Origin of the sequence: Glycomyces albidus (assembly GCF_009451885.1) — a bacterium.
Lineage (GTDB): Bacteria > Actinomycetota > Actinomycetes > Mycobacteriales > Micromonosporaceae > Glycomyces > Glycomyces albidus.
The window spans coordinates 20,046-46,439 of the sequence record NZ_WIAO01000033.1 but is presented as its reverse complement, the minus strand read 5'-3'; the positions used below and the strand labels follow the sequence as shown (position 1 = coordinate 46,439).

At 72.2% G+C, this 26,394-nt stretch carries 29 protein-coding genes and 3 pseudogenes; 20 read left to right on the top strand and 12 right to left on the bottom strand.

Annotation, left to right across the window (positions count from 1 at the left end):
- Positions 1-70: 70 nt before the first annotated feature.
- Positions 71-1,237 carry an NUDIX hydrolase gene (locus tag GFD30_RS26395; RefSeq protein WP_227996779.1) on the top strand — a complete coding sequence of 389 codons (1,167 nt, stop codon included), beginning with the start codon at positions 71-73 and terminating at the stop codon, positions 1,235-1,237.
- Between the two features lie 24 nt (positions 1,238-1,261).
- On the opposite strand, the gene GFD30_RS21065 is transcribed toward GFD30_RS26395, so the two are convergent.
- From GFD30_RS21065 to GFD30_RS21055, 3 genes are all read right to left on the bottom strand, one after another.
- Positions 1,262-1,858 (bottom strand): hypothetical protein, encoded by a 597-nt coding sequence (locus GFD30_RS21065; RefSeq protein WP_153027138.1) that lies wholly within the window; start codon positions 1,856-1,858, stop codon positions 1,262-1,264.
- Between the two features lie 242 nt (positions 1,859-2,100).
- On the bottom strand, positions 2,101-2,889 hold the full coding sequence (locus GFD30_RS21060; RefSeq protein WP_153027137.1) for an SDR family oxidoreductase: 789 nt from the start codon (positions 2,887-2,889) through the stop codon (positions 2,101-2,103).
- A gap of 90 nt (positions 2,890-2,979) precedes the next feature.
- Positions 2,980-3,555, bottom strand: a complete 576-nt coding sequence (locus GFD30_RS21055; protein WP_153027136.1) for a TetR/AcrR family transcriptional regulator — start codon at positions 3,553-3,555, stop codon at positions 2,980-2,982.
- A gap of 168 nt (positions 3,556-3,723) precedes the next feature.
- Here GFD30_RS21055 and GFD30_RS21050 point away from each other — a divergent pair, with 168 nt between their 5' ends.
- The 3 genes from GFD30_RS21050 (at position 3,724) to GFD30_RS21040 (ending at position 7,168) form a co-directional block, all read left to right on the top strand.
- On the top strand, positions 3,724-4,542 hold the full coding sequence (locus GFD30_RS21050; RefSeq protein ID WP_194202048.1) for an HAD hydrolase family protein: 819 nt from the start codon (positions 3,724-3,726) through the stop codon (positions 4,540-4,542).
- Between the two features lie 239 nt (positions 4,543-4,781).
- Positions 4,782-6,116, top strand: a complete 1,335-nt coding sequence (locus tag GFD30_RS21045) for a M14 family zinc carboxypeptidase (protein ID WP_153027134.1) — start codon at positions 4,782-4,784, stop codon at positions 6,114-6,116.
- A gap of 236 nt (positions 6,117-6,352) precedes the next feature.
- Positions 6,353-7,168, top strand: coding sequence for an HAD family hydrolase (locus GFD30_RS21040; RefSeq protein WP_153027133.1), 816 nt, complete (start codon positions 6,353-6,355; stop codon positions 7,166-7,168).
- Between the two features lie 225 nt (positions 7,169-7,393).
- Here GFD30_RS21040 and GFD30_RS21035 read toward each other — a convergent pair whose 3' ends face one another.
- The 3 genes and pseudogenes from GFD30_RS21035 to tnpA form a co-directional block, all read right to left on the bottom strand.
- A complete protein-coding gene (locus tag GFD30_RS21035; RefSeq protein ID WP_153027151.1) occupies positions 7,394-7,942 on the bottom strand; it encodes a hypothetical protein in 549 nt (182 codons plus the stop codon).
- A 228-nt stretch (positions 7,943-8,170) separates the two neighbouring features.
- Complete coding sequence (locus GFD30_RS21030) at positions 8,171-8,725, bottom strand: AAA family ATPase (protein ID WP_322633471.1); 555 nt, start codon at positions 8,723-8,725, stop codon at positions 8,171-8,173.
- Positions 8,726-8,828: 103 nt separating this feature from the next.
- Positions 8,829-9,104, bottom strand: a pseudogene (gene tnpA, locus GFD30_RS21025) (IS200/IS605 family transposase); the annotation flags it as partial.
- Between tnpA and GFD30_RS27230 the strand changes: the two are divergent.
- Positions 9,006-9,380: a zinc ribbon domain-containing protein gene (locus tag GFD30_RS27230; protein ID WP_322633470.1), complete on the top strand. Its 375-nt coding sequence runs from the start codon at positions 9,006-9,008 to the stop codon at positions 9,378-9,380. The pseudogene tnpA and the gene GFD30_RS27230 sit on opposite strands and share 99 nt — an antisense overlap.
- A 140-nt stretch (positions 9,381-9,520) precedes the next feature.
- On the opposite strand, the gene GFD30_RS21015 is transcribed toward GFD30_RS27230, so the two are convergent.
- Positions 9,521-10,108, bottom strand: a complete 588-nt coding sequence (locus GFD30_RS21015) for a CGNR zinc finger domain-containing protein (RefSeq protein ID WP_194202047.1) — start codon at positions 10,106-10,108, stop codon at positions 9,521-9,523.
- Positions 10,109-10,353: 245 nt separating this feature from the next.
- On the opposite strand from GFD30_RS21015, the gene GFD30_RS21010 reads away from it, so the two are divergent.
- Genes GFD30_RS21010 through GFD30_RS20995 form a run of 4 tightly spaced genes read left to right on the top strand, consistent with a single transcriptional unit; the run spans position 10,354 to position 13,090 of the window.
- Positions 10,354-10,803: a VOC family protein gene (locus GFD30_RS21010; protein WP_322633469.1), complete on the top strand. Its 450-nt coding sequence runs from the start codon at positions 10,354-10,356 to the stop codon at positions 10,801-10,803.
- A 55-nt stretch (positions 10,804-10,858) separates the two neighbouring features.
- Positions 10,859-11,746 carry a pyridoxamine 5'-phosphate oxidase family protein gene (locus GFD30_RS21005; RefSeq protein ID WP_153027130.1) on the top strand — a complete coding sequence of 296 codons (888 nt, stop codon included), beginning with the start codon at positions 10,859-10,861 and terminating at the stop codon, positions 11,744-11,746.
- A gap of 1 nt (position 11,747) precedes the next feature.
- Entirely contained in the window at positions 11,748-11,939 is a 192-nt protein-coding gene (locus GFD30_RS21000) for a ferredoxin (RefSeq protein WP_153027129.1), read from the top strand.
- Positions 11,936-13,090: an NAD(P)/FAD-dependent oxidoreductase gene (locus GFD30_RS20995; RefSeq protein ID WP_153027128.1), complete on the top strand. Its 1,155-nt coding sequence runs from the start codon at positions 11,936-11,938 to the stop codon at positions 13,088-13,090. The genes GFD30_RS21000 and GFD30_RS20995 overlap by 4 nt, the downstream gene beginning before the upstream one ends.
- 174 nt (positions 13,091-13,264) lie before the next feature.
- Here the strand turns inward: GFD30_RS20995 and GFD30_RS20990 are convergent, their stop codons facing one another.
- Positions 13,265-14,044 (bottom strand): class I SAM-dependent methyltransferase, encoded by a 780-nt coding sequence (locus GFD30_RS20990; protein ID WP_153027127.1) that lies wholly within the window; start codon positions 14,042-14,044, stop codon positions 13,265-13,267.
- Positions 14,045-14,285: 241 nt separating this feature from the next.
- Here GFD30_RS20990 and GFD30_RS20985 point away from each other — a divergent pair, with 241 nt between their 5' ends.
- A complete protein-coding gene (locus GFD30_RS20985) occupies positions 14,286-14,966 on the top strand; it encodes an NAD(P)-binding oxidoreductase (RefSeq protein ID WP_153027126.1) in 681 nt (226 codons plus the stop codon).
- Positions 14,967-15,060: 94 nt separating this feature from the next.
- Entirely contained in the window at positions 15,061-15,975 is a 915-nt protein-coding gene (locus tag GFD30_RS20980; RefSeq protein ID WP_194202046.1) for an aminoglycoside phosphotransferase family protein, read from the top strand.
- Between the two features lie 124 nt (positions 15,976-16,099).
- Here the strand turns inward: GFD30_RS20980 and GFD30_RS27225 are convergent, their stop codons facing one another.
- On the bottom strand, positions 16,100-16,354 hold the full coding sequence (locus tag GFD30_RS27225) for an SCO4848 family membrane protein (RefSeq protein WP_227996771.1): 255 nt from the start codon (positions 16,352-16,354) through the stop codon (positions 16,100-16,102).
- A gap of 230 nt (positions 16,355-16,584) precedes the next feature.
- Here GFD30_RS27225 and GFD30_RS20970 point away from each other — a divergent pair, with 230 nt between their 5' ends.
- Together GFD30_RS20970 and GFD30_RS27220 are read left to right on the top strand one after the other, a co-directional pair.
- A complete protein-coding gene (locus GFD30_RS20970; RefSeq protein ID WP_153027124.1) occupies positions 16,585-16,884 on the top strand; it encodes a hypothetical protein in 300 nt (99 codons plus the stop codon).
- Positions 16,885-16,979: 95 nt separating this feature from the next.
- Positions 16,980-17,138 (top strand): annotated as a pseudogene (locus tag GFD30_RS27220) (TetR/AcrR family transcriptional regulator); the annotation flags it as partial.
- A 521-nt stretch (positions 17,139-17,659) separates the two neighbouring features.
- Here GFD30_RS27220 and GFD30_RS20960 read toward each other — a convergent pair.
- Positions 17,660-18,112, bottom strand: coding sequence for a MarR family winged helix-turn-helix transcriptional regulator (locus tag GFD30_RS20960; RefSeq protein WP_322633468.1), 453 nt, complete (start codon positions 18,110-18,112; stop codon positions 17,660-17,662).
- A gap of 141 nt (positions 18,113-18,253) precedes the next feature.
- On the opposite strand from GFD30_RS20960, the gene GFD30_RS20955 reads away from it, so the two are divergent.
- The 4 genes from GFD30_RS20955 (at position 18,254) to GFD30_RS20940 (ending at position 21,599) form a co-directional block, all read left to right on the top strand.
- Positions 18,254-19,123, top strand: coding sequence for an NAD(P)-dependent oxidoreductase (locus tag GFD30_RS20955; protein ID WP_153027123.1), 870 nt, complete (start codon positions 18,254-18,256; stop codon positions 19,121-19,123).
- A 22-nt stretch (positions 19,124-19,145) separates the two neighbouring features.
- Positions 19,146-19,841, top strand: a complete 696-nt coding sequence (locus GFD30_RS20950; RefSeq protein WP_153027122.1) for a type 1 glutamine amidotransferase domain-containing protein — start codon at positions 19,146-19,148, stop codon at positions 19,839-19,841.
- Between the two features lie 81 nt (positions 19,842-19,922).
- Positions 19,923-21,002: an NADH:flavin oxidoreductase/NADH oxidase gene (locus GFD30_RS20945; protein ID WP_322633467.1), complete on the top strand. Its 1,080-nt coding sequence runs from the start codon at positions 19,923-19,925 to the stop codon at positions 21,000-21,002.
- A gap of 75 nt (positions 21,003-21,077) precedes the next feature.
- Positions 21,078-21,599: a hypothetical protein gene (locus GFD30_RS20940; protein WP_153027121.1), complete on the top strand. Its 522-nt coding sequence runs from the start codon at positions 21,078-21,080 to the stop codon at positions 21,597-21,599.
- A gap of 270 nt (positions 21,600-21,869) precedes the next feature.
- Here GFD30_RS20940 and GFD30_RS27625 read toward each other — a convergent pair.
- Positions 21,870-22,097 (bottom strand): annotated as a pseudogene (locus GFD30_RS27625) (hypothetical protein); the annotation flags it as partial.
- A 462-nt stretch (positions 22,098-22,559) separates the two neighbouring features.
- Between GFD30_RS27625 and GFD30_RS20930 the strand changes: the two are divergent.
- From GFD30_RS20930 to GFD30_RS20920, 3 genes are all read left to right on the top strand, one after another.
- Complete coding sequence (locus GFD30_RS20930) at positions 22,560-24,407, top strand: glycoside hydrolase family 15 protein (protein WP_153027120.1); 1,848 nt, start codon at positions 22,560-22,562, stop codon at positions 24,405-24,407.
- A gap of 113 nt (positions 24,408-24,520) precedes the next feature.
- Positions 24,521-25,165, top strand: a complete 645-nt coding sequence (locus GFD30_RS20925; protein WP_322633466.1) for an HAD family hydrolase — start codon at positions 24,521-24,523, stop codon at positions 25,163-25,165.
- A gap of 125 nt (positions 25,166-25,290) precedes the next feature.
- Positions 25,291-25,584, top strand: coding sequence for a hypothetical protein (locus GFD30_RS20920; RefSeq protein ID WP_153027119.1), 294 nt, complete (start codon positions 25,291-25,293; stop codon positions 25,582-25,584).
- A gap of 88 nt (positions 25,585-25,672) precedes the next feature.
- Here GFD30_RS20920 and GFD30_RS20915 read toward each other — a convergent pair whose 3' ends face one another.
- Positions 25,673-26,359, bottom strand: a complete 687-nt coding sequence (locus GFD30_RS20915; RefSeq protein ID WP_153027118.1) for a GntR family transcriptional regulator — start codon at positions 26,357-26,359, stop codon at positions 25,673-25,675.
- Between the last annotated feature and the right edge of the window lie 35 nt (positions 26,360-26,394).

Genomic DNA, 26,394 nt, shown 5'->3' with positions numbered 1-26,394 from the left:
CGCGTTCGGGCCGAACCGCTTCCGAACCAGCCGTTTCCGACCGAGCCGCGTACCGATCCGAAGGAGCGCCATGGCAATCGACACCGCCGACGCGAACGGGCGGGCCGCCGGCGGCCTCGCCCGCCTCTCGGGGATCCTCCGCGCCGAGGCCGCCAACGGCCTCTTCTGGGGCGCCGGACCCGCCGAGGAGGCCCGCCTGCGCCGCCTGCGCGAACTCGCCGCCGGACTCCTCGCCCAGGTCGACCACCGCCCCTACGAGGCGATCCTCGCCGCGTACGAGGCCGACACCGGGCTGCGGACCCCCATGCCCGGCACCGAGCTGCGCATCGACTGCGCCGACGGCACCCGCCTGGTGCGGCGCCGCCGCCTCAGCCGCACCTCCGGCACCCTCGGCCAGCGCCTCGAGACCGTCGCCGCGGCCCTGCGCACCCGCGTCCCGCCCGAGCCGGTCGCCATCGCCGACACCGACCTCGCCGGCCTGCCGTGCCCGCACACGTTCCTGCTCGTCTTCGAGTTCGAGACCCACCTCGACGCGCCCGCCGCCGCGGCCCTCCTCGAACCCACCGAGCCCGACCTGGAAGGCGAGGTCCCGAGCCTGAACCCCTCGGCCACCGCAATCGTGCCCGACCGCGGGCCGCTCCCGGTGTCCCCGGTCGTCAAGCAGCTCCTCGACGCGGTCGCCGCACTCGCCAAGGAGTCCCTCGCCGAGACGACGGACTTCTATGAGCGCGAACGCCAGCAGCGCGTCGCCGCCCTGTGCGAAGCCGCCGTGGAGACCGAACTGGAATACCCGCGCATCGACTGCGGCGACCTCACCGCCGACTGCGTCTCCACCGGCGCCGACGCCGCGGTCTTCGACGAGGCCGGGCGCCTCCTCGTCATCCGCCGCACCGACACCGGCCAGTGGGCCGTCCCCGGAGGCGCCGCCGAAGTCGGCGAACCGGTCGGTCTCGCCGCCGTCCGCGAAGCCTTCGAGGAGACCGGCCTCGACGTGGAGCTCACGGGCCTGTCCTGGGCGTTCGACAAGCGGGACACGAAACTCGGCGACGACCGCATGCCGATGATCATGAGCTACACCGCCAGGGCCCTCGACCCCGCGCAGCCGCTGCGGCTCGCCGAACTCGAGGCCTCCGAAGCCCGCTGGATCTCCCGCGAGGACGCCGACGGCATGGACTTCTTCCGAGGCCATGAACTGCGCATCCCGGCGGCGTTCGCCCGCCACCGCGGCGAGCGCTGAGCCGGACCGCCGGGACGCGGGGGACTACCAGAGCCAGGTCGCGCAGGACTCCTGCAGGGCGAGCTGCGCCTGGGTCTCCTCTTCGGAGCCCTCCTCGGTGTTGTAGAACCACGCGAGGTCGTCCAGGCATGCGCGCATGGACTCCGCGTCCGCGGCCTGCACTTCGAGCTCGCTGACCTGCGTCTCGGCGGCGTCCAGGTCCTCCTGGAGCTGCGCGATCTCCGCGTCCCGGTCATCGAGCTGCGCGTCGGCGTCGTCGAGGTCGCCGCTCGCGCGCAGCCACAGCGCCAGCGACAGGGCCGCGCCCGCGAACGCGATCACCGCGACGATGGCCAGGACCGGGACGAGCGGCGAGCGCCGCTGCGCCGGCGGCCCGGGCTGGAGCAGCGGCTGCGTCATCATCGGCGCGCCCGGCTGCGCCGGGACCTGCTGCGTCGGCGCGAACGCGGGGGCGCTGGGCGGCACCGGCGAGTACGCGGGCGGGGCGCTCTGGGGCTGCTGCGGAGCGTAGGAGGGCGGGGCGCTCTGCGGGGGCGGCCCGTACGACGGAGGCGCGCTCTGGGGCTGCTGGGGCTCGCCCGAATCCCCGAAGCTGTAATGCGGGGGCGGGTTGTAGGTCATGACGGGCTCCTTCGACGGGTGTTGTTCGTCCAAGGTAGGACGATGGTGCGAACCGGGAGCTGCACCTGAACTCTGACGAGTACCTGAGTGAACCGGTTGCACCCGTGATGCAACCGTGACACACCGGTCCGACGGTCCCTTTTTCGCACACCCGCCCGGGGACCCCTCCCGGAAGCCGGCGCAGGGGCCCCGGGCGGAGGCCGCGTCCGACCTCCGCCCGGGCCCCTCCGCCCGCCGATCCGCTACGCGGCCTTGAGGGTGCCGCCGTCGATCACGTGGTCGGCGCCGTGGATGTTCGCCGCCCGCTCCGAGAGCAGGAACGCCACCAGGTCGGCGACCTCCTCGGGCTCGCCGATCCGGCCCGAGGCGATCCCGAACTGGCCGGGGATGTTCGCGAGCAGCTCCTCGTGCCCGACGCCGAACGCCTCGGCGACCTTGCCGCCGAACCGCTCCCGGTCGCGCCACAGCGGCGAGCCGATGACCCCCGGCGAGACCGTGTTCACCCGCACCCCGAGCGGCGCGACCTCCTCGCTGAGCCGCTTGGAGAACATCGTGAGAGCCGCCTTCGCCTCGGCGTACCCGACGGGCGCGCCCGAGGGGACGCGCCCGTTCACCGACGAGACGTTCACGATCGCGCCGCGGCGCTCCACGATCCCCGGCAGCGCCGCCCGCGTCGTCCAGACCGCGCTGAACAGGTTGAGGTCGAAGACCTCGCCCCACTGCTCCGCGGGGACGTCGAGGAACCCGCCGATGACCATGCGGTCGGCGTCGCCGCCGCCGACATTGTTGACCAGGAAGTCGATCCCGCCGACCGCCTTGGCGGCCTCGCCGACGATCGCCTCCGCGCCTTCGCGGGTGGACAGGTCGGCGGCGACGGCGGCCGCGGCGACCTTCTCGAGTTCGGGCGTGACGGTCCGGGAGGCGCCGACGACGCGGACGCCCTCGGCCGCCAGGGCCTCGGCGATCGCCAGGCCGATGCCCCGGCCCGCGCCGGTGACGAGCGCGGTCTTGCCGTTGATTCCCAGTTCCATGGTGGTGCCTTTCCTTAGGTGGTCACGATTTTTGAACTAGAAGTCAAAAATCACGGTGAGAAAAACGCCCTCAGGTGAGGGCGCGAGGACTCAGAAGCCGCTCAGGGCGGTCTCGATGATCTGGTGCAGGACGGGGCCGTCGTGGGTCCGCGCCATGACGCGCAGTCCCACGATCGTGTTCATGAGCAGGTGCGCCTGCGCGTCGGCGTCCACGTCCGGGGCGACGTCGCCGTCGCGCTGGCCGCGGCGCAGCCGCTCGGCGAGGAGTTCGATGGTCCGGTCGGTCATTCGGCGCACGGACTCGGTGGCCTCGGGGTCGCGGCCGCCGAGTTCGAGCGCGGTGTTGGCGGCCAGGCAGCCGCGCCGCACGGGGCCGTCGAGGTCGGTGTCGACGAGGAACGCCAGGTAGGCGCGGATGCGCTCCTTGGCGGTCCCCGGTTCGTTCAGGTACGCCTCGGTGATCTCCGAGCCGGCCCGGCCGTACAGGTCGAGGGCCTTGTCGAACAGCTCCCGCTTGGAGCCGAACGCGTGGTACAGGCTGCCCTTGCCGACGCCGGTGGCCTCGGCCAGGTCGGCGGGGGAGGTGCCCGCGTACCCGCCGGTCCAGAACGCGTCCATCGCCTTCGCGACGACCACGTCCGGTTCGAATTCCTTCGGCCTGCCCATGTCCGGAAGCCTACACCATTCTTGACTCGAAGGTCAACAACGGGTCCGCGTATCGACGCCGTCGTGAGACCTATTGGGGCCGAACCGGTTTGACTCGGACTGAACGGGCGGTGTCGCCTAGCCGTCGCGGCGGTTGCCGCCCTTGCGGGGCCGGGCGATACTAGAGCGGTGCTCAAACCCCTTGTGATCGCCTCCGATCTGGACGGCACCCTGCTCGCCCCGGACGGCTCCCTCTCCGACCGGACCCGCGAGGCCCTCGCGTCCGCCCGCGCCGAGGGGATCTCGGTCGTCGCCGTCACCGCCCGCACCCCGTACGGCGTCGACATGCTCCCCGACCTCCTCCCGCTGCTCGACGGTGCGATCTGCGCGAACGGCGCGATCGACTACGTCCCGGAGACCGGCCGGATCCGCATCCTCCGCTCGATCCGGGTCGGCCCCGGCCGCCGCGTGGCCGCCGCCATCGCCGACCGCCTCCCCGACGCCGTGTTCGCGGTCGAGACCGGCACCGGCATCATCGGCGAGGAGGCGTACCGCCCGCTCGTCGGCTCCTCGAACTGGGAGTTCGTCCCCGGTGTCGACGCGGTCTTCAAGCGCGCCAAGCGCGCTGTGAAGATCAAGGTCTACTGCGCCGGGCGCACCGGCGAGGAGATGGCCGCCGCCGTGGAGGGCGCCGACCTCGGCGGCCTCTCGATGTGCCACTGGGGCGACTTCGGGATGCTCGACTTCAACGCCCGCGGCGCCGACAAGGCGTTCGGCCTCGCCGCCTGGTGCAAGGACCGCCGGGTCGGGCCCGACGGCGTGATCGCCTTCGGCGACATGCCGAACGACGTCCCGATGCTCGCGTGGGCCGGCCGCTCGTACGCGATGGGCGACGCCCACCCCGAAGCCGCCGAGGCCGCCACCGACCGCACCGCGACCAATGCCGAGGACGGCGTCGCCCAGGTCATCGAGGCCCTCCTCGCGGGCGACACCGCCGCGGCGGCCTAGCGCCCGTCCTGTGAACGGGCCGGAGACCCCTTCGCCCTGATGCGCGGGATCGACTCCTGGGCCGATCCGAGGCGCGCTCCGCGCTCGGCGATCGCTCGACCGCTACCGCAAAGTTGCATCCATTGTGTCCGGATATGACGGAAGTATCGGGACTTGTCGGTCAAATGTATGATTAGGATCCCTTTGACCGCCCCTTCAGTCCGTCGTCACCGTCGGCGGGCCGAGAAAGGAACGGACACATGCAGATCAAGCGAAGGCTCGCGGCCGCGGGCGTCGCCCTCGGAGTCGCCGCGGCGGCCACCGGCGCCGCCGCACTCAGCGCACAGGCCGACCCGGCCGGACCGTCCTCTCCCACCGAACCCGTCACCTGGACCGTCGGCGGGCTCACCGCCAGCGACGTCGCCGAGCTCGAGCAGCTCGGCTTCGACGTCGCCCACGAGCACGGCGGCGACGTCCACATCATCGGCGACCAGGCCGTCGCCGACGACCTCCGCGCGCTCGGCCACACCCCGGAGTTCCACGACACCGTCTACAAGGATCTCGAAGTCACCGCCCAGCAGGAGGGCACCTACTACGGCGGCTACCGCACCGTCGACGCGATCGAGGCCCACCTCCACGGCGTCGCCGACGCCAACCCAGCCCTGACCCGCCTCTACGACATCGGCGACTCCTGGCTCAAGACCCAGAACGAAGGCGGCCACGACATCTACGCCGTCTGCGTCACCGCCATCGCCGCGGGCGACTGCGAGCAGGACCCCGACTCGGCCAAGCCCCGCTTCACGCTCATCGCCCAGATGCACGCCCGCGAGATCGCCACCGGCGAGATCGCCCTCCGCTGGATCGACGACCTGGTCGCCGGCTACGGCACCGACACCGAGGTCACCGACCTCCTCGACACCACCGAAGTGTGGGTCGTGCCCGTCGTCAACCCCGACGGCGTCGACATCGTCGCCTCCGGCGGCGACGACCCGATCCTCCAGCGCAAGAACGCCAACGACTCCGCCGGGAACTGCGGCAGCCGCTTCGGCGTCGACCTCAACCGCAACTCCACCTTCGAGTGGGGCGCCGACTCGACCAACCCGTGCGCGGAGACCTACCAGGGCTCCGCGGCCGGATCCGAGCCCGAGACCCGGGCCGTCGAGGACTGGCTCCGCTCCCTCCACCCCGACCAGCGCGGCGAGGCCGAGAGCGACCCGGCTCCCGACGACGCCCGCGACGTGTTCATCACCCTCCACTCGTACGGCGAGTACATCATCATCCCGTGGGGCTACACCGACACGGCCGCACCGAACGACGCGCAGCTCCGCGCCCTCGGCAAGGCGATGTCCGCCTCCAACGGCTACTTCGTCGGCACCAACGACGACACCGTCGGATACAGCACCAGCGGCACGACCGACGACATGGCCTACGGCGAACTCGGCGTCGCCTCCTTCACCTTCGAAGTCGGCCCCGACTTCGGCGACTGCGGCGGGTTCTTCCCCGCCTACTCCTGCGTCGAAGACACCCTCTGGCCCGAGAACCGGGGCGCCCTCATGACCGCGGCCCAAGCCGCGGCCGCCCCCTACACCGGCTGACGACCACCGGTCCCGGCGGGCAACGGCCCGCCGGGACCGCCCACTGCGGAGGACGACGCCTCGGGCCGTGCTCGCGGAGGACTGTCGGACCCCCGGGGCACCCTTGAAACCAGGGGCGCCGACGAATGACCGATTCGCGAAGACCCGCCGCAACACTCCCGACTCACCCGGCCAGTGCCATGTGACGCGCCGCTTACCGGCTTGCCCGCCCGGCTCCCGCCCCCGATACTCGAACCGTGCCTCTCCCCAAGGTGATCGCCACCGACCTCGACGGAACCCTCCTCGGCCGCGACGGCCGACTCTCACCCCGCAACCAGAAGGCCCTCCAGACCGCCCGCGAACACGGCGTCCTCACCGTCGCCGTCACCGCCCGCGCACCGCGGGCCGTCTACCGCGTCCCCGAACTCTCCCCGGTCCTCGACGCCGCCATCTGCTGCACCGGCGCGATCGTCTACGACACCGCGACCCGGACCGCCGACTTCCGCCACCCCATCCCGCTCGACACCGCCCGGGAACTCCACGAGCGCCTCCGCGCCGCCCTCCCCGGCGCGCTCTTCGCCGTCGAGACCGGCGAACGCCAGGTCGCCCAGTCGACGTTCTTCCAGCAAGGCGTCCACTACGGCGACCCCTGGACCTTCCTCGAACCCGGCGACGACCTGATCGCGGCGGCCGACGCCGTCGCCGAACTCATCGTCCGCGTCCCCGGCTCGAACGGCACGGACATGTACGAGGCCACCCGGGGCATCGAGCTTCCGGGTGTCGGCCTCTGGCACTGGGGGAGCTTCCCCGAGATCGAATGCACTGCGGCCGAAGCCACCAAGGGCCTCGCGCTGGCGTCCTGGTGCGCCGACCGCGGCGTCGACGCCGCCGATGTGATCGCCTTCGGGGACATGCCGAACGACGTCTCGATGCTCGCCTGGGCCGGCCGCTCCTACGCCATGGGCGGCGCCCACCCCGACGCGGTCGCAGCGGCCGACGACCGCACCGGCCCCGCCGCAGACGACGGCGTCGCCCAGGTCATCGAGGCCATCCTCGAACTCGAGGCCGCCTGAGACCCCAGTCGCTGAACTGGTCGACCGGCCCTGGCGCCCGGTGCTGCGCTGACACTTCGAAGGCACCGGCACGCCTCCAGGGCGAGCCGCGAACGCCGCCGCACCGCTCGCTTCCCGCAGTGCATAACAAGATATATATATCGAACCCGATGTTTTCTATTGCTGAGGAATGCCCGTAAGATTTTGGCTGCGAGTGCGGAGCAGCCGGAAGGCTTGGCGAGGTGCTCAGGCAATGGTTCGTGAGGTGTTCAGGGACCGGGCGAAGTCGGCGAGCGCGTGGAAGTCGTTCTCCCGTAGGCCGATCCGCGGATTGACGTGGTGCAAGAGCCCGGCACCCTGGTGGTGGGCGGTCACGTAGGTCTGATCCAGCTCGCTCTGCTCGTCGTCCACCCAGGCGAAAGGACGGCCGTCTGCGTAGTCCACCAGCGGCCCGGTCTTCCAGTGGACCCCATCAGGGCGTTCTCGGAGCAGGACGTCGCCGAAGTCTACGAAGGGAAGTTCTGGTAGGCCCAGGACCGGTGCGATCCACCGGTTGGCGTCGCCCATCCATGTGGTGGCCCAGCACAACTCGAAGCCGAGCTGGAGCAGGAGCCCTCCGTGCTCTGGGTTGAGCCGAACCTGCGAAGGTCGTCGAGAGGAGACACCTCTGTCGTGTTGATGGGCATCGTTCCGGGGAACGCTGATTGTGGTGTAGCCGTCGGGACGCCTCTCCGGCGCGGCCGCGTAAGGGCTGAGCGGCCCGTCCACGTCGAGGAACAGTAGTGGTCGGTTCAAGTCTCCCCCGGTCTTGGGCACTGTGGACTGCCCCACCAGCGTAACTGGAGGGTTGTCTCAGCACTGGGCCCACCTGCGTGATGATCATGCAGTGGCGAGGTGGTCACGGCATCAGAACCGACTTGCAACCCCGCTCACTGGCTGAGTCCGCGTTGCGGGACGACCGCGTCTTCTTCGCCGCCGTCGTCCGGTCATCCGGCTCGTCTGGTCTGCGCTGCCGAGCCCGGGTCAGTCCGCGTCGGGTCCGAGGGCTGCGCGCAGCGTCCGGTAGGTCGCCTCGATGTCCCCGGGGACGCTGTCGATCGCGATCGCATGCGGCCGTTCGGCGGCCAGCCGGTCGATCAGGGAGTGCCAGTCCCGCAGCGCATCATCGCCGCCGGCGAGCAGTTCATGCGCCTCCGCGTCGGCCGGATCGGCGGCGGCGCGGGTGCGTTCGGCGAAGCGGTGCACGATGCTCTCCACGCCGTCCAGCAGGAACACCTCGTCGAATCGCGCCCCGGACTCCGCTGCGGCGGAGGCGAGCCGTTCGATGAACTCGACCCGGCCCACGAGCTGGGGCACCACCACGTCGTATCCGGCCGCCAGGTGCTCCCGTGCGGCGGCGAGCGCGATCGATCGGATGCGGATCCCGGCTGCGGACGGGTCGTCGCGCCAGCGTCCGAGCATGCGCCGCAACCGGTCGAGATCGAGCACGAGCGCCAGCGGATGGTCCTCGGCGTAGCGGCATGCGAGCGTCGACTTGCCGACCGCCGGGGCGCCGTTGAGCAGGATCAGTCGGGGCACGGCACGATGCTACCGGTTTCCCGGGGAGTGCTCCGGCCTTTAGGCCGGTGGTGAATCCGGGACGATTGCCTGCTCGCGGTCCCGCGTCAGCGGGACTGGGAGCCTAGCTCGGGCGCTGCTGCCCTTCGATGTACCGGCGGACCACGTCCAGGGGCGTGCCCCCGACGCTGGCGGCGAAGTACGAGCCCGACCACAGCCGCTTCGCCCTCCAGTAGTGTCGCTCCAGCTCAGGGAACTCCTGACTCGAGACGGCGACCTTGGGCGGGAAGTTCACCACCAGGTGCACGTGGTCGCCCTCGCCGTTGCACTCCTTGAGCTCGACTTCGAAATCCGCGCACACGTCCCGCATGATCGCCTCCATCCGGGTCAGGTGCCGGTCGGTGAGCGCGCGGGCAGGACCTTCGCGGCAGTGGACCGGTACTTCCCGTCCACGCGCCTGTGCTCGGCCTGCGGTGTCCTCACCGGACCGAAGGGCCCCGAGGGCCTGAAGGTCCGAGCGTGGGCGTGCGGGTGCGGCGCGGTCCACGACCGGGATGCCAACGCCGAAATCAACATCCGCCGCGAAGGCAAGCGGATGGTCGCCGAGGGACACGCGGAGACCTCAAACGCCTGTGGAGGGCTGGTAAGACCGGGGAGACCCGGCGCGGCCCGCTGAAACAGGAACCCACCCGTAGTCGGACCGCACACGCGGACCGCAAGCCGGGAATCTCCTCTCTTCAGGGAGGAGAGGATGTCAAGCACCCGGACTCGGCACGAGCCCGCCGGCTGTGGCGACGGGATCCCGCGCTCTCGGCCTCAAGCTCGGTCGGACTGCTTGTGGCGCTGGTAGTGGCGGGCGACCCTGGCGCGGTTGCCGCAGCCGGACGAGCACCATTCCCGCCTGGGGTGGTTGCGGACGAAGTAGAGGACGCAGCCGGGGCCGTAGCAGGCGCGGAGCGGGAGTTCGGATGTCCCGGTGAGCAGGTCGGCGCCCTCGAAGGCGAGGTCGACCAGCGTCCGTTCGAACCCCTGCGCGGTGGAGCGCCAGTGGTGCCGGAAGCCCTCGTCCCCGTGCAGGAGTTCGGGCGTGCAGGTCGCCATGAGCGCGTTGAGATCCGCGAGTGCCGTCTCGACGCTCAGGGCGGTGTCGACGGCGCTGCGGCGGTCGTCGGCGACGGCCGCGGCCGCGAGGCGCCGGAGGGCGCCGCGGAGGGTTCGCGCGCGGTCGAGGTCCGCCGCGCCGGCCCGACCGGTGTCCGGCAGGCCGCACTGCGCCGTCCACCGCTCCAGTTGCGCGGTGGTGGCGAGCGCGTCGTGCACGCCGTCTTTGTCTGCCCAGACGGTGTTCATCAGGCGGACGGCGCGCGGCTCGGAGGGGTAGAGGTCGGGTACGTCGTCGGCCATGCGGGCTCCTCGTAGCGGATGGGCGACCCCCATCCTAGCGCGCCGCTAATGAGAAGCAGCACGGCTTGCATTAGGCAAGTTCAGGTGCGCCGACGGTTCCCTTGTATGTGATCCACGGCTCACTAATGATTAGTGGATTGTCTTTCATTAGATTGCCGGATAGCGTCATGTCTAACGGCACGCGAGCTTACAACCATTAGTCACCTGAGGTGGGTGGCGAGCCCGTGCCCTATCTGGAGGACGACGTGAGCAAACCGGCTCTCAAGACCGGCCACGTGGCACTGAACGTCACGGACCTGCAGCGGTCGATCGACTTCTACAAGGCGCTGTTCGACTTCGACGTCCTCGCGCGGTCGGACGACGAGCGCGCGTGGGCCCTGCTGGGAACCGAAGGCGTGCTGCGCATCGCGCTGTGGCAGCAGAGCGAGGGCGCCTTCGCGACCGGTCTCCCCGGTCTCCACCACCTGTCGTTCGAGGTTCCCGACATCGACGCGGTGCGCGAGGCCGAGCTGACCCTGAAGGGGCTCGGCGTCGAGTTCGCGTACGACGGGGTCGTCGCCCACGGCGAAGGGGCGCCGTCCGGCGGCGTCTTCTTCAGCGACCCCGACGGCGTGCGCCTCGAGATCTACGCGACGACCGGCGCCGAAGGGGCTCCGGCCCCCGTCGCGAACGCCCCCACCTGTGGATTCTTCTAGAGACCGATCGACCGGGCCCGGGGCCGAGCGCCCCGGGCCCACGGAAGGACCGACCATGTTCCATCCGGGCGAGACGAGCGTGCAGCGACGCGCCGGCATCCATGCCGCCGCCCACGGCAGCGCCGCCGTCGGCGACGAGATCCCCGCCGTGGCAGAGGAGTTCCTGTCCGCGCAGCGGATGGTCGTCGTCGCCGCCGAACGGGACGGAGCGATGTGGACCAGCGCACTCGCCGGGCCGCCGGGATTCCTCCAGGCGGTCGGCGCGTCGACCGTCCGCATCGGCGCCGAACTCCCCGAAGGCGATCCGCTCGCCGGCGCCTTCGACGCCGCCGCGGAGATCGGCATGATCGCACTCGAGCCGGCGACCCGGCGGCGCATGCGCATCAACGGCCGCGCCCGAGCCGAGGCGGGCGGCCTCCGCGTCGACGCCGCGCAGGTCTACGCCAACTGCCCCAAGTACATCCAGACCCGCCACGCCGAGCCGGCGCCGCCGACTCCTCTGCACCGGACCGAGGGCACGTCCCTCACCCCGTCCCAAGTGGACTGGGTCAGCGGGGCGGACACGTTCTTCATCGGCACCGTCGCCCCCGGTCTCGGCGCCGACGCCTCCCACCGCGGAGGCAGCCCCGGCTTCGTCGAAGCGGATGCGCACCGGATCACCTGGCCGGACTACACCGGCAACTCGATGTACATGACGTTCGGGAACCTCGAACTCGACCCCCGCGCGGGCCTGCTGTTCATCGACTGGGACACCGGGCACACCCTGCACGTCAGCGGCACCGCCGCCGTCGACTGGGACCCCGACCGCGCCGCCGCGCACCCCGGCGCCCACCGCCTCATCGACTTCGACGTCGAACGCGTCGTCCAGCTTGACCACCGCCTCCCGCTGCGCTGGCGGCTGGAGCGGCGCTCCCGATTCAACCCACCCGCGAAAGGCCGCTGACATGAGCATCGAAGTCGACATGGACACGTGCGAACTCCACGCCCAGTGCGTGTTCGCCGCCCCCGACGTCTTCTCCATCGACGAGGACGACGAACTGCGCTACGACCCCGACCCGGATCCGGCCCACGACGACGCCGTGCAGCGGGCCGCGCTCGCCTGCCCGGTCCAGGCCATCCGCCTCGGAATCCGATGAGGACGGTCGTGGTCGTCGGCGCGGGCACCGCCGGGCTCAGCGCGGCCGCCGAACTGCGGCGCCAGGGCTGGGACGGCCGACTGGTCGTGATCGGCGAGGAGCCCGAGCACCCCTACCGGCGCCCGCCCCTGTCCAAGGAGTACCTGCTGGCGGCGGCCGCGCCGACCGTCCACTTCCCGCTCCCGGACGACCTGGGCGCCGAATGGCGCCTCGGCACGGCGGCGGTCGGCCTCGATGCGCCGGGCCGGGCCGTGCTCACAGGCGACGGCGACCGGATCGCATACGACGGCCTGGTGATCGCCACCGGGGCCCCGGCCCGTCGTCTGCGGCCCGAACTCGCACACGAGCGGGTCCACACGCTCCGGACCCTCGCCGACGCCGCCGGGCTGCGGGCGGCCCTCGCCGAGGGCCGCCGCGTCCTGGTCGTCGGCGCCGGGTTCCTCGGCGGCGAACTCGCCTCCGCGATCACCGCGGCCGGCGGGTCCGTCACACTCGTGGACCGCTCGCCGCTGCCGCTGCTCGCCGCGGCGGGACCGGCGGTCGGCCGCTGGGCCGCCGGACTCCACCGCGCGCACGGCGTGGACTACCGGCCCCGCACCGAGGTCGTCGGCATCGCCGACGCGGACGGGGCCGCCGCCGTGCGGCTGTCGGACGGCACCACCGTGGCGGCCGACCTCGTCGTCGCCGCGACCGGGGCGAGCCCGGACACGCACTGGCTGCGCGGCTCGGGGCTCGCCGCCGACGACGGCGTGCTCCTCGACCACAGCGGGCTCGCGGCCCCGGGGGTCGCCGCCGCCGGGGACGTCGCCCGCGCGCCGCAGCCGCTGCTCGGCGGCGAAGCGGTCCGCGTCGAGCACCACTCGAGCGCCGTCGCCCAGGGCGTCCGCGCCGCGCGCGCCCTCCTCGGCCTGCCTGCGGGACCGGCTCCGGTGCCGTCGTTCCAGTCCCACCTCCACGGCCGGCGGATCCACTCGGTGGGCTTCACCGGCCGCCGCTTCGCGTTCACCGCCGTCGAAACGGGCGCGCGGGACGAGCCCGGCCTGCTCGGCGAGTACCGCCACCGGGGGCGCCTCGTCGGCGCCGTCGCGACCGCGCCGCGCCATCTGCGGTCGCTGACCCGCTACCGGCAGATCCTGGAGGCGTCCTCCTGACCGCGCCGGGCAGCGCCGCGGGGGGAGTGGCAGGGCGCATCGCGGCGGCGCAGCGACCGGCCGGCGACGAGGTCCGCGCCGACCCGTCGATCGATCGGCGCGCCGCATGTCTGGATCGGCGGGGACGGGGCAAGCGGCCCACGGTGACTCCGCCGGTTGCGACCCGGCTCGCCGTCAACGGCAGCGGTAGAAGACCGATTCCTTGTTGAAGTCGAAGGTCTCGTGGTGGGCGAAGTGGTCGGCCAGGAGCTGCTCGACCGCGCGGACGATGTCCTCGAACTCGTTGTCGCCGCAGGCGAAGAACGACCTGGCGGACCGCAGGAAGTCGAGGAGCGGCCCCGGCTCGGGCACGGCGACGACACCGCGGCGCTCGTACGCCTCCACCGAGTCGAACGCCGCCTCCAGGTATGCGGGCGCGTTCGCGGAGTCGAAGTGCGCCACGGTCGTGGTGCCGGTGTAGCCGACGGCCCCGGGCACCGCGGCCACGGCCCGGTTCCACAGGTCGTACAGCTCGGCCATGTCGGTGTGCGCGTTGGTCGAGACGACCAGGGTGCCGCCGGGCCTGAGGACGCGGCGGAACTCGCCGACCGCCTTCGCGACGTCGGGCACGTGGTAGAGCATGTGCATGGCGAGGACCGCGTCGACGCTGCCGTCCGGGTAGGGGATCGACTGGGCGTCGGCGACCATGGCGGGTTCGGGGACCTCGGCGAGCATCCCGGGGGACTTGTCGAGGGCGACGACCACCGCTTCGGGCCGCTCGGCGCGGATGCGCTTCGTGTACCGGCCGAAGCCCGCCCCGACGTCGAGGACGTATCGGAGGTCGTCGGGCAGGAGTTCGAGCGCGAGCGCCTCGAGGTCGAAGTCCGGTTTCCGGTACCGGTAGATGTTCACGCGGGATTTGAGATTGCCGGCGTCCCGGTAGTTGCCCATGGTGCGTTCGACGTCCACCGCCATGCAGTGCCCCTTTGCGACTCGCCATACGGAGCCGCTCACGCTACCGGAGCGCCCGCGCCCGGGCAAGCGGTGTCCATTGCGGTGCCGCCCTCAACCTGGATCAGTCCGGGCAACTCGTGGTCCCCGATCGGTTCTCTGTGAATCGTTCGGAAATCCGAGTCATCCGCGCATCGTCGTGCGAGCCAACGCGTTGCGCCGCGGACCGCCCCGCACCGGCGCCGACCGGGCTATGGTGGGCCGTATGCATGTCGTCATCGCCGGAGGGCACGGACAGATCGCGCTGCTCCTGACCGAGATCCTGGCCGCCGAAGGACATTCCGTCACCGGGCTCATCCGCAATCCCGATCACGCCGAGGACATCGCCGCGATCGGCGGGCGCCCGATCGTCATCGACCTCGAGCAGGCCGACGCCGAGCACCTCGCGGGGCTCCTCGCCTCCGAGACCGAAGCCGCCGTCGACGCGGTGGTGTTCGCCGCGGGCGCCGGACCCGGCAGCGGCGCCGCCCGCAAGGACACCGTCGACCGCGCCGCCTCCGTGCTCCTCGCCGACGCGGCCGAGCAGGCCGGCATCCGCCGCTTCCTCCAGGTCTCCAGCATGGGCGCCGGGACCGCGCCCGACCCGTCCCGCGGCGAGGTCTGGACCGCCTACATCGAGGCCAAGACCGCCGCCGAGGACGACCTGCGCGCCAGGGACCTCGACTGGGTCATCGTCCGCCCCGGCTCCCTCACGAACGACGGGCCCACCGGGACGGTCCTGCTCGCCGAACCTCCCGCGGGTCGCGGCGACGTCACCCGCGCCGACGTGGCGGCCGTCCTCGCCGAGCTCCTGCGCACGCCCGCGGTCTCCCGCAGGGTCCTCGAGCTGCGCGGCGGCGACGTCCCGGTGGCCGATGCCGTGGCCGCCTTCGCCTCAGCGTCCTGACACCGTCCGCAGTGGTCTGATCGCCCGCCGCAAACGCATATGCGGATTGCGTCGCCGAAACGGAGTGCTCGATACTGTACCGATGCGATTTGGTGTGGTTCCTTCCTCTGTCCGCCGCGACGTCCTCAACTGGCACGGAGGCGCCGGCCAGGCCTGGCTCGACGAGCTCCCCAGGACGGTCTGGAGCCTCAAGCGCGCGTGGGCGTTCCGGATCGACGGACCGCCCTACGGCGGCGGATCGCACTCGTACGTGGTCCCGGTGCTCCTCGAGGACGGCACTCCCGCCGTCCTCAAGGTGATCTACCGCGACGAGGAGAACCGCGCCGAGCCGACCGCCCTGCGCCAGTACGCCGGCGACGGCGCCGTCCACCTCTACGACTACGACCCCGAGACCGGGGCGATGCTGCTGGAGCGGGCCGTCCCCGGCAACCGGCTCAAGTCGACGCGGTTCTTCGGCCACAAGACGCCCGCGGCCGCATGGCGCCGCATCGGCATCGCAACCGGCCTGTACCGGCGGCTCTGGCGCCCTTACGAACCCGAGGCCGGCTACCCCGAACCGCCCGCGGCCACGGGCATGCTCGACGCCTGGCGCGCCGAGTACGCCGACGCGACGCCCGAGCTCATCGAGCGCGTCGGCGACGACCGCCTCCGCGACGCGCTCGCCCTCTGCGACGCCCTCGCCGACCCGCCCGAGCTCGGCATCGGCAACCGCGACACCCACCTGGGCAACATCGTCTCGGCCGAACGCGAACCGTGGCTCGTCATCGACCCCAAGCCCTACCTCGCCGAACGCGCCTTCGACGGCGGCTACTTCCTGTTCATGCAGCAGCTCTACGGCCCACACAGCGGCGGTGAGCTGCTCCGCGCCGTCGCCGAGGGGCTCGGCGCCGACGCCGACCGCGTCCGCGCCTGGGCGCTGCTCCGATTCACCGACCACCTCGCCGAGACCGACGACGAGCGCGACATCGAGGCCGCGTCCAAGGCCATGCGGGAACTCGAAGACGCCTGAACGGCCGCGGGCACCGCCGCGGCCGTGCACCCGCCGAATCAAGCGCTTTCAGGCTCGAACGGGTGAAAGCACCCGGGTCGGATTCCCGACTCCCGGGCGAGTCGCCAACGGGTCGACGATCCTTTCAGGACCCGTCGCGGCCCGGACGGCGGCTCGCCCGGAGCCCCCGCAGGCCGATCACCCCGACCGCCGTCCCGAGTCCGAACGACGTCACCGCGAGCGCGAGGTGCACCCAGAAATACGCCGTCGGATCGCCTGCGGCATCGAACGCCAGGCCGCTCGCGTCCCGGAACAAGTTGCGCACGAACGTGATCCAGATGAACCACGACCACACGCCGAAAGCGAGCAGGAACACCGAGACACCCCGACTGAGCTTCATGCGCCCAGTATCCGGCCCGCGCCTGACCGGGCCGTCGCGGGCGCGCGACGGCCGGTCGCCGGTCACGCACAGGACGGGCCCGAACGCCACCTGAGGACGGGCAAGTCGGATGCGCCTACTATCCTGGTCGTTGCAGACCCGGTGTCACTCTGTGCGGCACTTGCGTGCATACCGTGGTCTGCGATGATGGAGACCGGATTGTCATCTATACATGGAATGGCTGGCCCGGAATGAACGGATCCGAGACCTCGCTCCCGAGCGGGTACCCCGACCCAGAGACCGTCGGCTGGCTCCGTGCCGAGGACATAGCGTTCCTCGACTTCCACATCAGAATGACGATCACCCCCGGCGACCGCATCGTGCAGCTCTGGGAACTCGAGGAGGGCCGGCCGGTCCGCTGGATCGGCAACGTCTTCCGCATCGACTCCGAACCGCCCTGGCTCCGCCTCACCCACCAGTACGAGCGCCGCTTCAACCGGTCCCAGCGCGAATCCCTGGCCCGCCTCGGCGCCAAGTTCTGGAAGTCCTGACCGGCGGCGCGACCCGTCCGGAACCATCCATTGACCCTTTTAGAGGCACGGCATACAGTGGTGGCCCTGCGGCACGTGATCACGGGGGTGCGGTTATGGCGGCCAAGCAGGCGCGGGGACGGGAGACCGTGGAGCGGCTGCTCGACGCCGCCCTCGACCTCTACGACCGCTCCGGCCCCGAGGGCTACACGATGACCGGCGTCATCAAGGCCAGCGGCGTCAGCGTCGGCAGCCTCTACCACCACTTCGGCTCGTTCAACGGACTCACCGCGGCGCTCTACTCGCGACTGTCCGCCGAGCTCCTCGACCGGCTCGTCGAGACGCTCGAACCCCGCCGCACCGCCAAGACCGGCGTCCAGGCCTGCGTCACCGCCTACCTCACCTGGTGCGTCGAGCACCGCTCCAAGGCCCACTTCCTGCTCGCGATGCCCTACCAGGCCCACCTGATCACCCCGACCGAGGCGCTGCTGGCCGAGACCGCGCCGCAGCTCGCCCGCATCCTCGCGTGGGTCGCGCCGCACGCGGCCGCCGGGCGCATCGTGGACGTCCCGGACGGCATCCTCGGCTGCCTGCTCATCGGGCCCGTGACCGAGGCGGTGACGCGCTGGCTCATCGGGATGCCCGGCGCCGACGACATCGCCGAGGCGTTCAAGTACCTGCCCGACCGGATCTGGGCGTCCGTGAAGGGCCCCAACGCTTTACTCCCGGTCCGACCCCGGCCCTGCGGCACGCCTCGGCGGCCCCGGCCGCCGGCTCGTCCACAATGGTTTGACGGTCAGGCGCCGATGCGCTCCAGGGCCTCGACCAGCGGTTTGAAGTCGGGGTTCGCGCGCGCCTCGTCGAGCGCCTCGGCCAGCGCGCCGTCGTGGGTCGGCCGGGCGGCGGCCAGGAGCCGGTGCCCCGCTTCGGTGACGTTGGTGTAGATACCGCGCCGGTCGTCCTTGCAGATGGTGCGGGCCAGGAGTCCGCGGTCCTCCATCCGGGTGACGAGCCGGGTGGTGGCGCTCTGGCTGAGGACGATCGCCTCGGCGACCTCGCGCATCTGGAGGTGGCCGGCCTTGCCTTCGTACTGCCGGCTCAGGACGGTGAGCAGCGAGAACTCGCGCACGCTCAGGCCGTGCTCGGCTTCGAGCCGCCGTCCGATGCGGTCGGCGATGCGCTCGTGCAGTGCCGACAGCGCGCACCAGTGCTGCGCCAGGGCGGTCATGGTCTCAGGGGCGGCGGTCACGGCGTCCCTCCCTCGGGCTCGGACGAATCCACCTATCCTAGCGTACGGGGGCATACGCGCACCGACGATAATCATTGCTTGCAATAGCCCGCGTCTGCAAGTATCGTGGTCGGAGTGTTGCTGCGAACCGAAGGAGAACCGATGAGCGACCAGCTCGCCGTGGCCGTGCTCGGCACCGGGATCATGGGGGCCGCGATGGCCCGCAACCTCGCCCGCGCCGGCCACCGCGTCACCGCATGGAACCGCAGCCGCGACAAGGCCGAACCGCTCGCCGCCGACGGCATCCGCATCGCCGACACCCCCGCCGACGCCGCTGAAGGCGCCGACGCCGTCGTCACCATGCTCTTCGACGGCCCCGCCGTCAAAGACGTCATCGCCCAGGCCGCGCCCGCCCGCGGCACCCGCTGGATCCAGTCCACCACCGCCGGCCTCGACGGCATCGCCGACCTGGCGGCCTACGCCGCCGAACGCGGCCTCGTGTTCTTCGACGCCCCTGTCCTCGGCACCCGCGCGCCCGCCGAAGCTGGGCAGCTCACCGTCCTCGCCGCCGGACCCGGCGACGACCCCGTCGCCAACGCCGTCTTCGACGCCGTCGGCGCCAAGACCCTCTGGACCGGAACCGACGGCGCCGACGGCAGCGCCTCGCGCCTCAAACTCGTCGCCAACGCCTGGGTCCTCGTCCTCACCCACGGCATCGGCGAAGTCCTCGCCCTCGCCCAGGGCCTCGGCGTCGACCCGGGGCAGTTCTTCGACCTCATCAAGGGCGGACCGCTCGACGCCGGGTACGCCCACGCCAAGGGCGCCCTCATCCTCGACGGCACCACCGGCAGCACCAGCTTCGGCCTCGACACCGCGCTGAAGGACACCCGGCTCATCGTCGAGGCCGCCCGCGCGAACGGCGTCCGCCTCGACCTCGCCGAAGCCGGCGCCGAACGCTTCCGCCGCGCCTCCGAACAAGGACACGGCGACGAGGACATGGCCGCGAGCTACTTCGCGAGCTTCGACAAGTAACAGCACAAGGGGGAACAACACCATGGCGAAGATCCTGTTCATCATGACCGGCGCGAACGAGTGGACGCTCAACGACGGCGCCAAGCACACCACCGGCTACTGGGCCGAAGAGGCCGTCGTCCCGCTCGAGGCGTTCAAGGACGCCGGCCACCAGGTCACCGTCGCCACGCCCGGCGGCGTCGTCCCGCCCGTCGACCCGGTCAGCCTCCACGACGACCCCGCCGGCGGCGCCGAGAACGCCGCCCGCTACCGCGACGCCGTCGCGAACGCGCCCGAGTTCGCCGCACCGGTCGACCTCGCCTCCGTCGACACCGCCGACTACGACGCCGTGTACGTCCCCGGCGGCCACGGCCCCATGGAGGACCTCGCCGCCGACGCCGACGCCGGCCGCGTCCTCACCGAGGCGCTCACCGCCGCCAAGCCCCTCGGCCTGGTCTGCCACGGCCTCGCCGCCCTCCTCCCCGCCCAGGGGCCCGACGGCGCCAACGCCTTCGCCGGCTACCGCATCACCGGCTTCACCGACCGCGAAGAACGCCTCGGCGACCTCGCCGACAAGGCCCCCTGGCTGCTCCAGACCCGCCTCGAGCAGGCCGGACTCCGCTTCGAAGCGGGCGAGCCGTTCACCCCGCACGTCGAGGTCGACCGCACCGTCGTCACCGGCCAGAACCCGCAGTCGTCCCACACCGCCGCCGACGAACTGCTGAAACTCATCGGCTGACACGTACGCTTGGGGCCGCCGGGACCCGGCGGCCCCGCCGAGTCGCCCACCTCGAAGACGCACACTCCTGAAGGACTGCACGTGACCAGCAACCTGTTCTCGCCGCTCACCATCCGCGGCACCGAGTTCCCCAACCGCGCCTGGATGGCCCCGATGTGCCAGTACAGCGCCGACACCACCGGCCCCGGCACCGGCGCCCCCAACGACTGGCACGTCCAGCACTACGGCTCCCGCGCCGTCGGCGGCGCTGGCCTCATCCTCACCGAGGCCACCGCCGTCACCGCCGAAGGCCGCATCAGCATCGGCGACCTCGGCATCTGGAACGACACCCAGCTCGAAGGCCACCGCCGACTCACCGCCCTCATGCGCGCCCACGGCACCGTCCCGGGTATCCAGCTCGCCCACGCCGGCCGCAAGGCCACCTCCGACCTCGAGTTCAACGGCGGCCGCGCCCTCGACCCGAGCGAAGGCGGCTGGATCCCCGTGGCGCCCAGCGCCGTCCCCTTCAGCGAATCCCGGCCCGTCCCGCACGCCCTCACCATCGACGAGATCCAAGGCGTGGTCGACGCGTTCGCCGCCGCGACCCGCCGCGCCCTCGACGCCGGCTACGAGGTCATCGAGATCCACGGCGCCCACGGCTACCTCCTCCACGAATTCCTCTCCCCGGTCTCCAACCGGCGCGACGACCGGTACGGCGGCTCCTTCGAGAACCGCACCCGCCTCGCCGTCGAGATCACCGACGCCGTCCGCGCCGTCACCGGCGACCAGGTCCCCGTCTTCTTCCGCGTCTCCGCCACCGACTGGATCGAACCCGAGGGCTGGACCGCCGACGAGACCGTCCGCCTCGCCGCGATCCTGCGCGAGCACGGCATCGACCTGCTCGACGTCTCCAGCGGCGGCACCGTCACCCGCGCCGACATCCCCACCGCGCCCGGCTACCAGGTCCCCTTCGCCGCGCGCGTGCGCCGCGAGACCGGCCTCCCCACCGGCGCGGTCGGCCTCATCACCGAGCCCCGCCAGGCCGAGAAGATCCTCGCCGACGGCGAAGCCGACGCCGTCTTCATCGGCCGCGAACTCCTGCGCAACCCCTACTGGCCCCGCCAGGCCGCCCGCGAACTCGGCGACGACGTCCCCGTCCCCGCCCCTTACCGCCGGGCCTGAACCGCCGCGCCGCCGCGGGACCGGTCCCGGCCCCGCGGCGGTACAACGGACACGACCCGAACTCCAGGAGGCGGCGTGTCCGACACCCGAGCACAGGCGCTGGCCCTCATCGCGGCCGCCATCGAACGCGCGGTCGGCGTCCAGGCCACAGACACGCAGCTCGCCATCGCGTTCGCCCTGCTCGAACGGCGCCGACGCAGACGCTCCGCCCGCGCCGTCAAGACCCTCAACCCGACACTGCGGACGCGCCGCGACCGGTCCGTCGCCGCCGCCTTCCCCGTCCTCTACCACGCGGCCTTCGCCGGCGCGCCCGTCACCGTCATGGTCCCCACCGGCGAACTCGCCGGCGACGACGCCGCCCTGTACCGCAAGATCATCGACGAGATCGGCGCCCCCACCACCGTGGGAACCATCAAGGACGCCCGGCAGGCGGTCGAGCTGCAGCACGCCGAGCGCGACCCGGTGACCATCGCCACGCCCGAGGCACTCGCCGCGGTCGCCGGCCACCGGTCGAAGATCGTCGTCCGGCTCGACCCGCCGGCCACGAAACGGGTGACCGCCATGATGCCCGGCACCGCCGGACTGCCCGACCTCTGACGGTCCGCCGAGCACCTCGCACCGAGATCGGCCGAGACCTCCGCAACCGAACCGCATCGGACGATCCGGCCCGCCTCCATGACCGCGACGCGGTGCGCGAAGCCGCGCACCGCCTCCAGGTCGTGGCAGATGAACGGCTAGCCCGGGCCGAGCCGCTCCTGCAGCGCGATGCGGAGATCGAGGATCCCCTGCCGCAGCGGTGCGTCGAGGGTCGGTCGGCTCGTCGAGCACCAGCAGCCGCGGGTCGCCGGCGAGCGCCCGCGCGAGGTTCACGCGAAACCGGCACTGCCCACCTGAGAGCTCGTGCGGACGCCGCTCGGCCAGTTCGGGGACCGGGTGGGCAGCCCGAGCGGCCCGGCGTCGAGGCCGAGCCCGGCGGGGATCGCCGCCGGCGCCTCCAGCGTGGTCTCCTGCTCGGCGGACTTGGCGCGCGGCACCGTCGGCGCGGGGTCGTTCGCGCGACAGCCACGGCGGCAGCTCGACGAGCGCCGGCAGCACCACGAGCGCCGCGAGCGCCGCGAGCCTCGCCAGGATCGTGCGCACCGCTGGACCAGCCGCGTCTCGGGGCCTCGACCCGCCCTCACGCGGGTCCTTAATAGACCCGGTCACGGTCGCTGCGTCGCCTTGGATGACCCGTTCGTACAAGAGCGGGATCGCGGCGTCCGCATTCAGGATCAACGTCTCCGCCTCCAGGACCGCCGCACGTCGCGCCTGCCCGGGACCGCGGCGGAGGCCGCGTCCACGGCTGTATTCACTGAGGTTCGGTCGATGCTTTGTCCGAGCTCACATCACCGGCCACCCGTGAATACGAGCGCTCGTCACCGGCCGGAACCGTCGCACCCCCGTGCAACGGTCGTTGAACCGGGGGCCCGCGAATAAGGAGGGCCGCCCGTCGAAAGTCGTCCCCCTCCCGCCCCCTCGCCGGAACGGATACGCTTCCGCCCAGAACGGAGGAGCACCATGGACCCTCGACCAGCGAACGGCCGCCCCATCGAGGACTACGCCCTGCTCTCCGACCGCCACTCCGCCGCCCTCGTCTCCACCGACGGCTCCATCGACTGGCTCTGCCGCCCCCGCTTCGACAGCCCCGCCGTCCTCGGCCGCCTCCTCGACCCCGACGCCGGCCACTGGTCTATCCGCCCCGCCGCCCCCTTCCGGAGCACCCGCGCCTACATCGGCGACACCTTCGCCCTCCGCACCGAGTTCACCACCGACACCGGCACCGCCGCCCTCACCGACGCCCTCGCCCTCGGTCCCGCCACCGGCACCGACGCCGGACGCATCCGCCTCGCCGCCCGAGCCCCACTCGCCACCGTCCGCGTCCTCGAATGCACCGCAGGCGAACTCGACCTCGACTTCGCCTTCCGACCCCGCCCCGAGTACGGCCTCGTCAACCCCATCTTCACCACCGTCCCCGGAGGCGTCCTCGCCACCGGCGGACCCGCCCGCTTCGTCCTCTCCTGCCCCGTCCCCCTCGACTTCGGCGACGACGGCGCCACCACCCGCATCGCCCTCCGCGCCGGGCAGCGCCTCCACTTCGCCGTCCAGACCGCCGGCCTCGCCCAACCACCCCGTCCACCGTGGACGCCAGACGAGATCCAGGCCGCCCTCGACGAGACCGTCCGCGGCTGGCAGGACTGGAACGACGCCCACCCGCCCTGGACCGGACCCGCCCCCGACCTCGTCAAGCGGTCAGTCCTCGTCCTCGAGGCCCTCCGCTTCCAGCCCACCGGCGCGATCGTCGCCGCCCCCACCACCTCCCTGCCCGAAGCCGTCGGCGCCGGCCGCAACTGGGACTACCGCTACGCGTGGGTCCGCGACGCCAGCTTCACCGTGCAGGCGCTGGCCGCCGCCGGCTGCCACGGCGAAGCCGTCGAGTTCTTCGAGTTCATGACCCGCGCCGCCGCCCGCTACCAGCCCCAGAAACCGCTGCAGATCATGTTCGGCATCGGCGGCGAGCACGACCTGTCCGAACGCGAACTCGGCCACCTCGCCGGCTGGCGCGGCTCGCGCCCCGTCCGCGTCGGCAACGCCGCCTGGCTCCAGCCGCAGCTCGACGTCTACGGCGAACTCCTCGACGCCGCCTGGCATCTGCGCGGCCACCTCCGAGGGCTCGACGAGCCGGCGCGGCGCTTCCTCTCCGGGATCGCCGACGCCGCCGCCGACCAGTGGGAGCAGCCCGACCAGGGCATCTGGGAGTCCCGCGGCGCACCGCGCCACTACGTCTACTCCAAACTCATGTGCTGGGTCGCCCTCGACCGCGCCGTCAAGTCCGCCCACCGCCTCGACGCCGCCGACCGCGCCGGCCGCTGGGCGGCCGAGCGCGACCGCATCCGCGAAGCGATCGAGACCGAAGGCTGGAACCCGCGCGTCGGCGCGTTCTGCGCGGCCTTCGGCGACGACGACCTCGACGCCGCCGTCCTCGCCATGCCCGCCTCCGGGATCCTCCCCGACGGCGACCCCCGCCTCGTGTCCACCGTGGACGCCATCGACCGGCGGCTGCGGGACGAGCGCGGCCTCGTGCGCCGCTACGAGGCCGGCAGCGACGGCCTCGAAGGCGTCGAAGGCTCCTTCGTGATGTGCACCTTCTGGCTCGCCCAGGCGCTCGCGCTCACCGGCCGCCCCGACCGCGCCGCCGACGCGTTCGCACTCGCCGCCTCATGCGCCAACGACCTCGGGCTCCTATCCGAGGAGATCGACACCGCGATCGGCGCGATGCTCGGGAACTTCCCGCAGGCGTTCAGCCACATCGGCCTCCTCAACGCCGCCGTCGCCATCCGCGACGCCCGCCGACCCGCGACGCGGTGACGGGCCGCCTCCGCGGCCCTGCCGAGCCCGCGAGCCGCCGACATGCGTTGCGGGCGAACGGACTCGGACACCGCCTCGCGCCGATGCGCAGGACGGGGCCTAGCCTGGCGTTCGTGACGCTCTTGATGACCGACCTCGACAACACGCTCATCGACCGCGACGCCGGGTTCCGCACCGGCCTGCTCGCGCTCCTCGCCGACCGCGGCGCCCCCGCCGGCCACGCCGACTGGATCATGGCCGTCGACGACCGCGGCTACACGCCCCGGCCCGTCGTCGCCGAGGCGATCCTCGACCGCCTCGACCTCGGCCTCGGCGAGGGCGACCTGATCCAGGCCCTCCTTCGCTGCTCCCAGGACAACGCCCGCCTCGCACCCGAGACCGCCGCCGCGCTCGACCGCGCCCGCGCCGCCGGGCACCGGGTCGTGATCGTCACCAACGGCCCGGTCGCGAACCAGACCGCCAAGATCCGCAACGCCGGGCTCGACCGGCACGTCGACGCCGCGATCGTCAGCGAGGCCGTCGGCGCCGACAAGCCCGAGCCCGCGATCTTCCACGCCGCCGCGGCGGCGGTCGACGGCTCGCTCGAGGACGCCTGGATGATCGGCGACCGCGACGACGCCGACATCCTCGGCGCCCACCGCCTCGGCGTCCCCAGCGTCTGGCTCCACCTCGGCCGCGAATGGGCCCGCGCCGACTACCGGCCCACGCACACCGCCGGCTCGATCGTCGAGGCCATCGACCACGTCGTGAACGCCTGAGCCCTGCCACGTCCACCACCAAATCTGAATAGACCTCAAATCAGGCGCTTCGGGCGTTACGGTGGCGGTGTGAGCCGCGCCGGCGGCGACGGCTCCCGCAAGGTCGGACTAAGGAGGGCGGCGACATGGCCGCACACACCGTTCACACCGAGCACGCGCACCGGCACGGCCAGGACTGCGGCCACGTCGCGATCGCGCACGGCGACCACACCGACTACGCCCACGACGGCTGCCTGCACCGCGTCCACGGCGACCACGTCGACGAATGCGAACCCGAGGGCCACCACGTCCACGACGGCCACCAGCACCAGCACGGCCAGGACTGCGGCCACGTCGCGGTCGCCCACGGCGACCACACCGACTACGCCCACGACGGCCACCGGCACGCGGCCCACGCCGGCCACTGGGACGACCACTGACACGACGGCACTGACACGACCGGCCCCGACACGACCGGCGCTCACGCGGCCGGCACCGGCTCCGCCGGCACTGACGCGGCCAGGCCGGTCAGGGCTGCGCCCACTTCCCCCGCACGTGGCTCAGGTGCAGCTCCATGACGTTCCGCGTGCCCTCGGGGTCGCGAGCCAGCAGGCATTCGACGATCTCGAGGTGCTCGACCGCGGACTCCTCCAGCTCACCGAGCTCCAGCAGCGCCGTCAACCCGTACAGGCGCGAGCGCAGCCGCAGGTTCCGCACCGTCTCGACCAGCGTCCGGTTGCCCGACAGCGACAGCAGCGCCAGATGGAACCGCATGTCCGCCTCGACGTACGCGAGCAGGTCCTCCTCGGCCGCCGCGTCGACGATCGCCTGCGCGAGCGGGCGCAGCGCCTCCACCTCGACCGGGTCCGCCGTCGACGCCAGCGCCACGACCGTGGGCACCTCGATGAGCTCGCGCAGCCGCGTGTACTCGTCGAGCCGCTCCTCCGAGACGGTCGTGACCCGGAACCCCTTGTTGGGCACCGGCTCCAGCAGCTCCTCCTTGACCAGGTCGAGCATCGCCTCGCGCACGGGCGTGGCCGAGACGCCGAACTGCTCGGCGAGCGCCGGGACCGAGTAGACCCGTCCGGGGCTCAGGTGCCCGGCGATGATCGCAGCCCGCAGGGCCTCGCCGACGCGCTCCCGGTAGCTGGCGCGGCGGCCCTCCAGTTCCGGCAGGGTCATCGGGGTGTCCGGCCGGGCGACTCGGGCGGGCATCGCGGCTCCTCAGTGCTATGTGACATGGCGGTCAC

What these genes read in the sequence shown, in the direction of transcription:
- GFD30_RS20915 (WP_153027118.1), bottom strand. Translation starts at nt 26,359, where the DNA reads ATGCCCGCCCGAGTCGCCCGGCCGGACACCCCGATGACCCTGCCGGAA.
- GFD30_RS20950 (WP_153027122.1), top strand. Translation starts at nt 19,146, where the DNA reads ATGGCGAAGATCCTGTTCATCATGACCGGCGCGAACGAGTGGACGCTC.
- GFD30_RS20985 (WP_153027126.1), top strand. Translation starts at nt 14,286, where the DNA reads ATGCATGTCGTCATCGCCGGAGGGCACGGACAGATCGCGCTGCTCCTG.
- GFD30_RS20990 (WP_153027127.1), bottom strand. Translation starts at nt 14,044, where the DNA reads ATGGCGGTGGACGTCGAACGCACCATGGGCAACTACCGGGACGCCGGC.
- GFD30_RS21000 (WP_153027129.1), top strand. Translation starts at nt 11,748, where the DNA reads ATGAGCATCGAAGTCGACATGGACACGTGCGAACTCCACGCCCAGTGC.
- GFD30_RS21005 (WP_153027130.1), top strand. Translation starts at nt 10,859, where the DNA reads ATGTTCCATCCGGGCGAGACGAGCGTGCAGCGACGCGCCGGCATCCAT.
- GFD30_RS27225 (WP_227996771.1), bottom strand. Translation starts at nt 16,354, where the DNA reads ATGAAGCTCAGTCGGGGTGTCTCGGTGTTCCTGCTCGCTTTCGGCGTG.
- GFD30_RS21055 (WP_153027136.1), bottom strand. Translation starts at nt 3,555, where the DNA reads ATGGGCAGGCCGAAGGAATTCGAACCGGACGTGGTCGTCGCGAAGGCG.
- GFD30_RS20920 (WP_153027119.1), top strand. Translation starts at nt 25,291, where the DNA reads ATGGCCGCACACACCGTTCACACCGAGCACGCGCACCGGCACGGCCAG.
- GFD30_RS21065 (WP_153027138.1), bottom strand. Translation starts at nt 1,858, where the DNA reads ATGACCTACAACCCGCCCCCGCATTACAGCTTCGGGGATTCGGGCGAG.
- GFD30_RS21015 (WP_194202047.1), bottom strand. Translation starts at nt 10,108, where the DNA reads ATGGCCGACGACGTACCCGACCTCTACCCCTCCGAGCCGCGCGCCGTC.
- GFD30_RS21045 (WP_153027134.1), top strand. Translation starts at nt 4,782, where the DNA reads ATGCAGATCAAGCGAAGGCTCGCGGCCGCGGGCGTCGCCCTCGGAGTC.
- GFD30_RS20930 (WP_153027120.1), top strand. Translation starts at nt 22,560, where the DNA reads ATGGACCCTCGACCAGCGAACGGCCGCCCCATCGAGGACTACGCCCTG.
- GFD30_RS21060 (WP_153027137.1), bottom strand. Translation starts at nt 2,889, where the DNA reads ATGGAACTGGGAATCAACGGCAAGACCGCGCTCGTCACCGGCGCGGGC.
- GFD30_RS20995 (WP_153027128.1), top strand. Translation starts at nt 11,936, where the DNA reads ATGAGGACGGTCGTGGTCGTCGGCGCGGGCACCGCCGGGCTCAGCGCG.
- GFD30_RS20970 (WP_153027124.1), top strand. Translation starts at nt 16,585, where the DNA reads ATGAACGGATCCGAGACCTCGCTCCCGAGCGGGTACCCCGACCCAGAG.
- GFD30_RS26395 (WP_227996779.1), top strand. Translation starts at nt 71, where the DNA reads ATGGCAATCGACACCGCCGACGCGAACGGGCGGGCCGCCGGCGGCCTC.
- GFD30_RS20955 (WP_153027123.1), top strand. Translation starts at nt 18,254, where the DNA reads ATGAGCGACCAGCTCGCCGTGGCCGTGCTCGGCACCGGGATCATGGGG.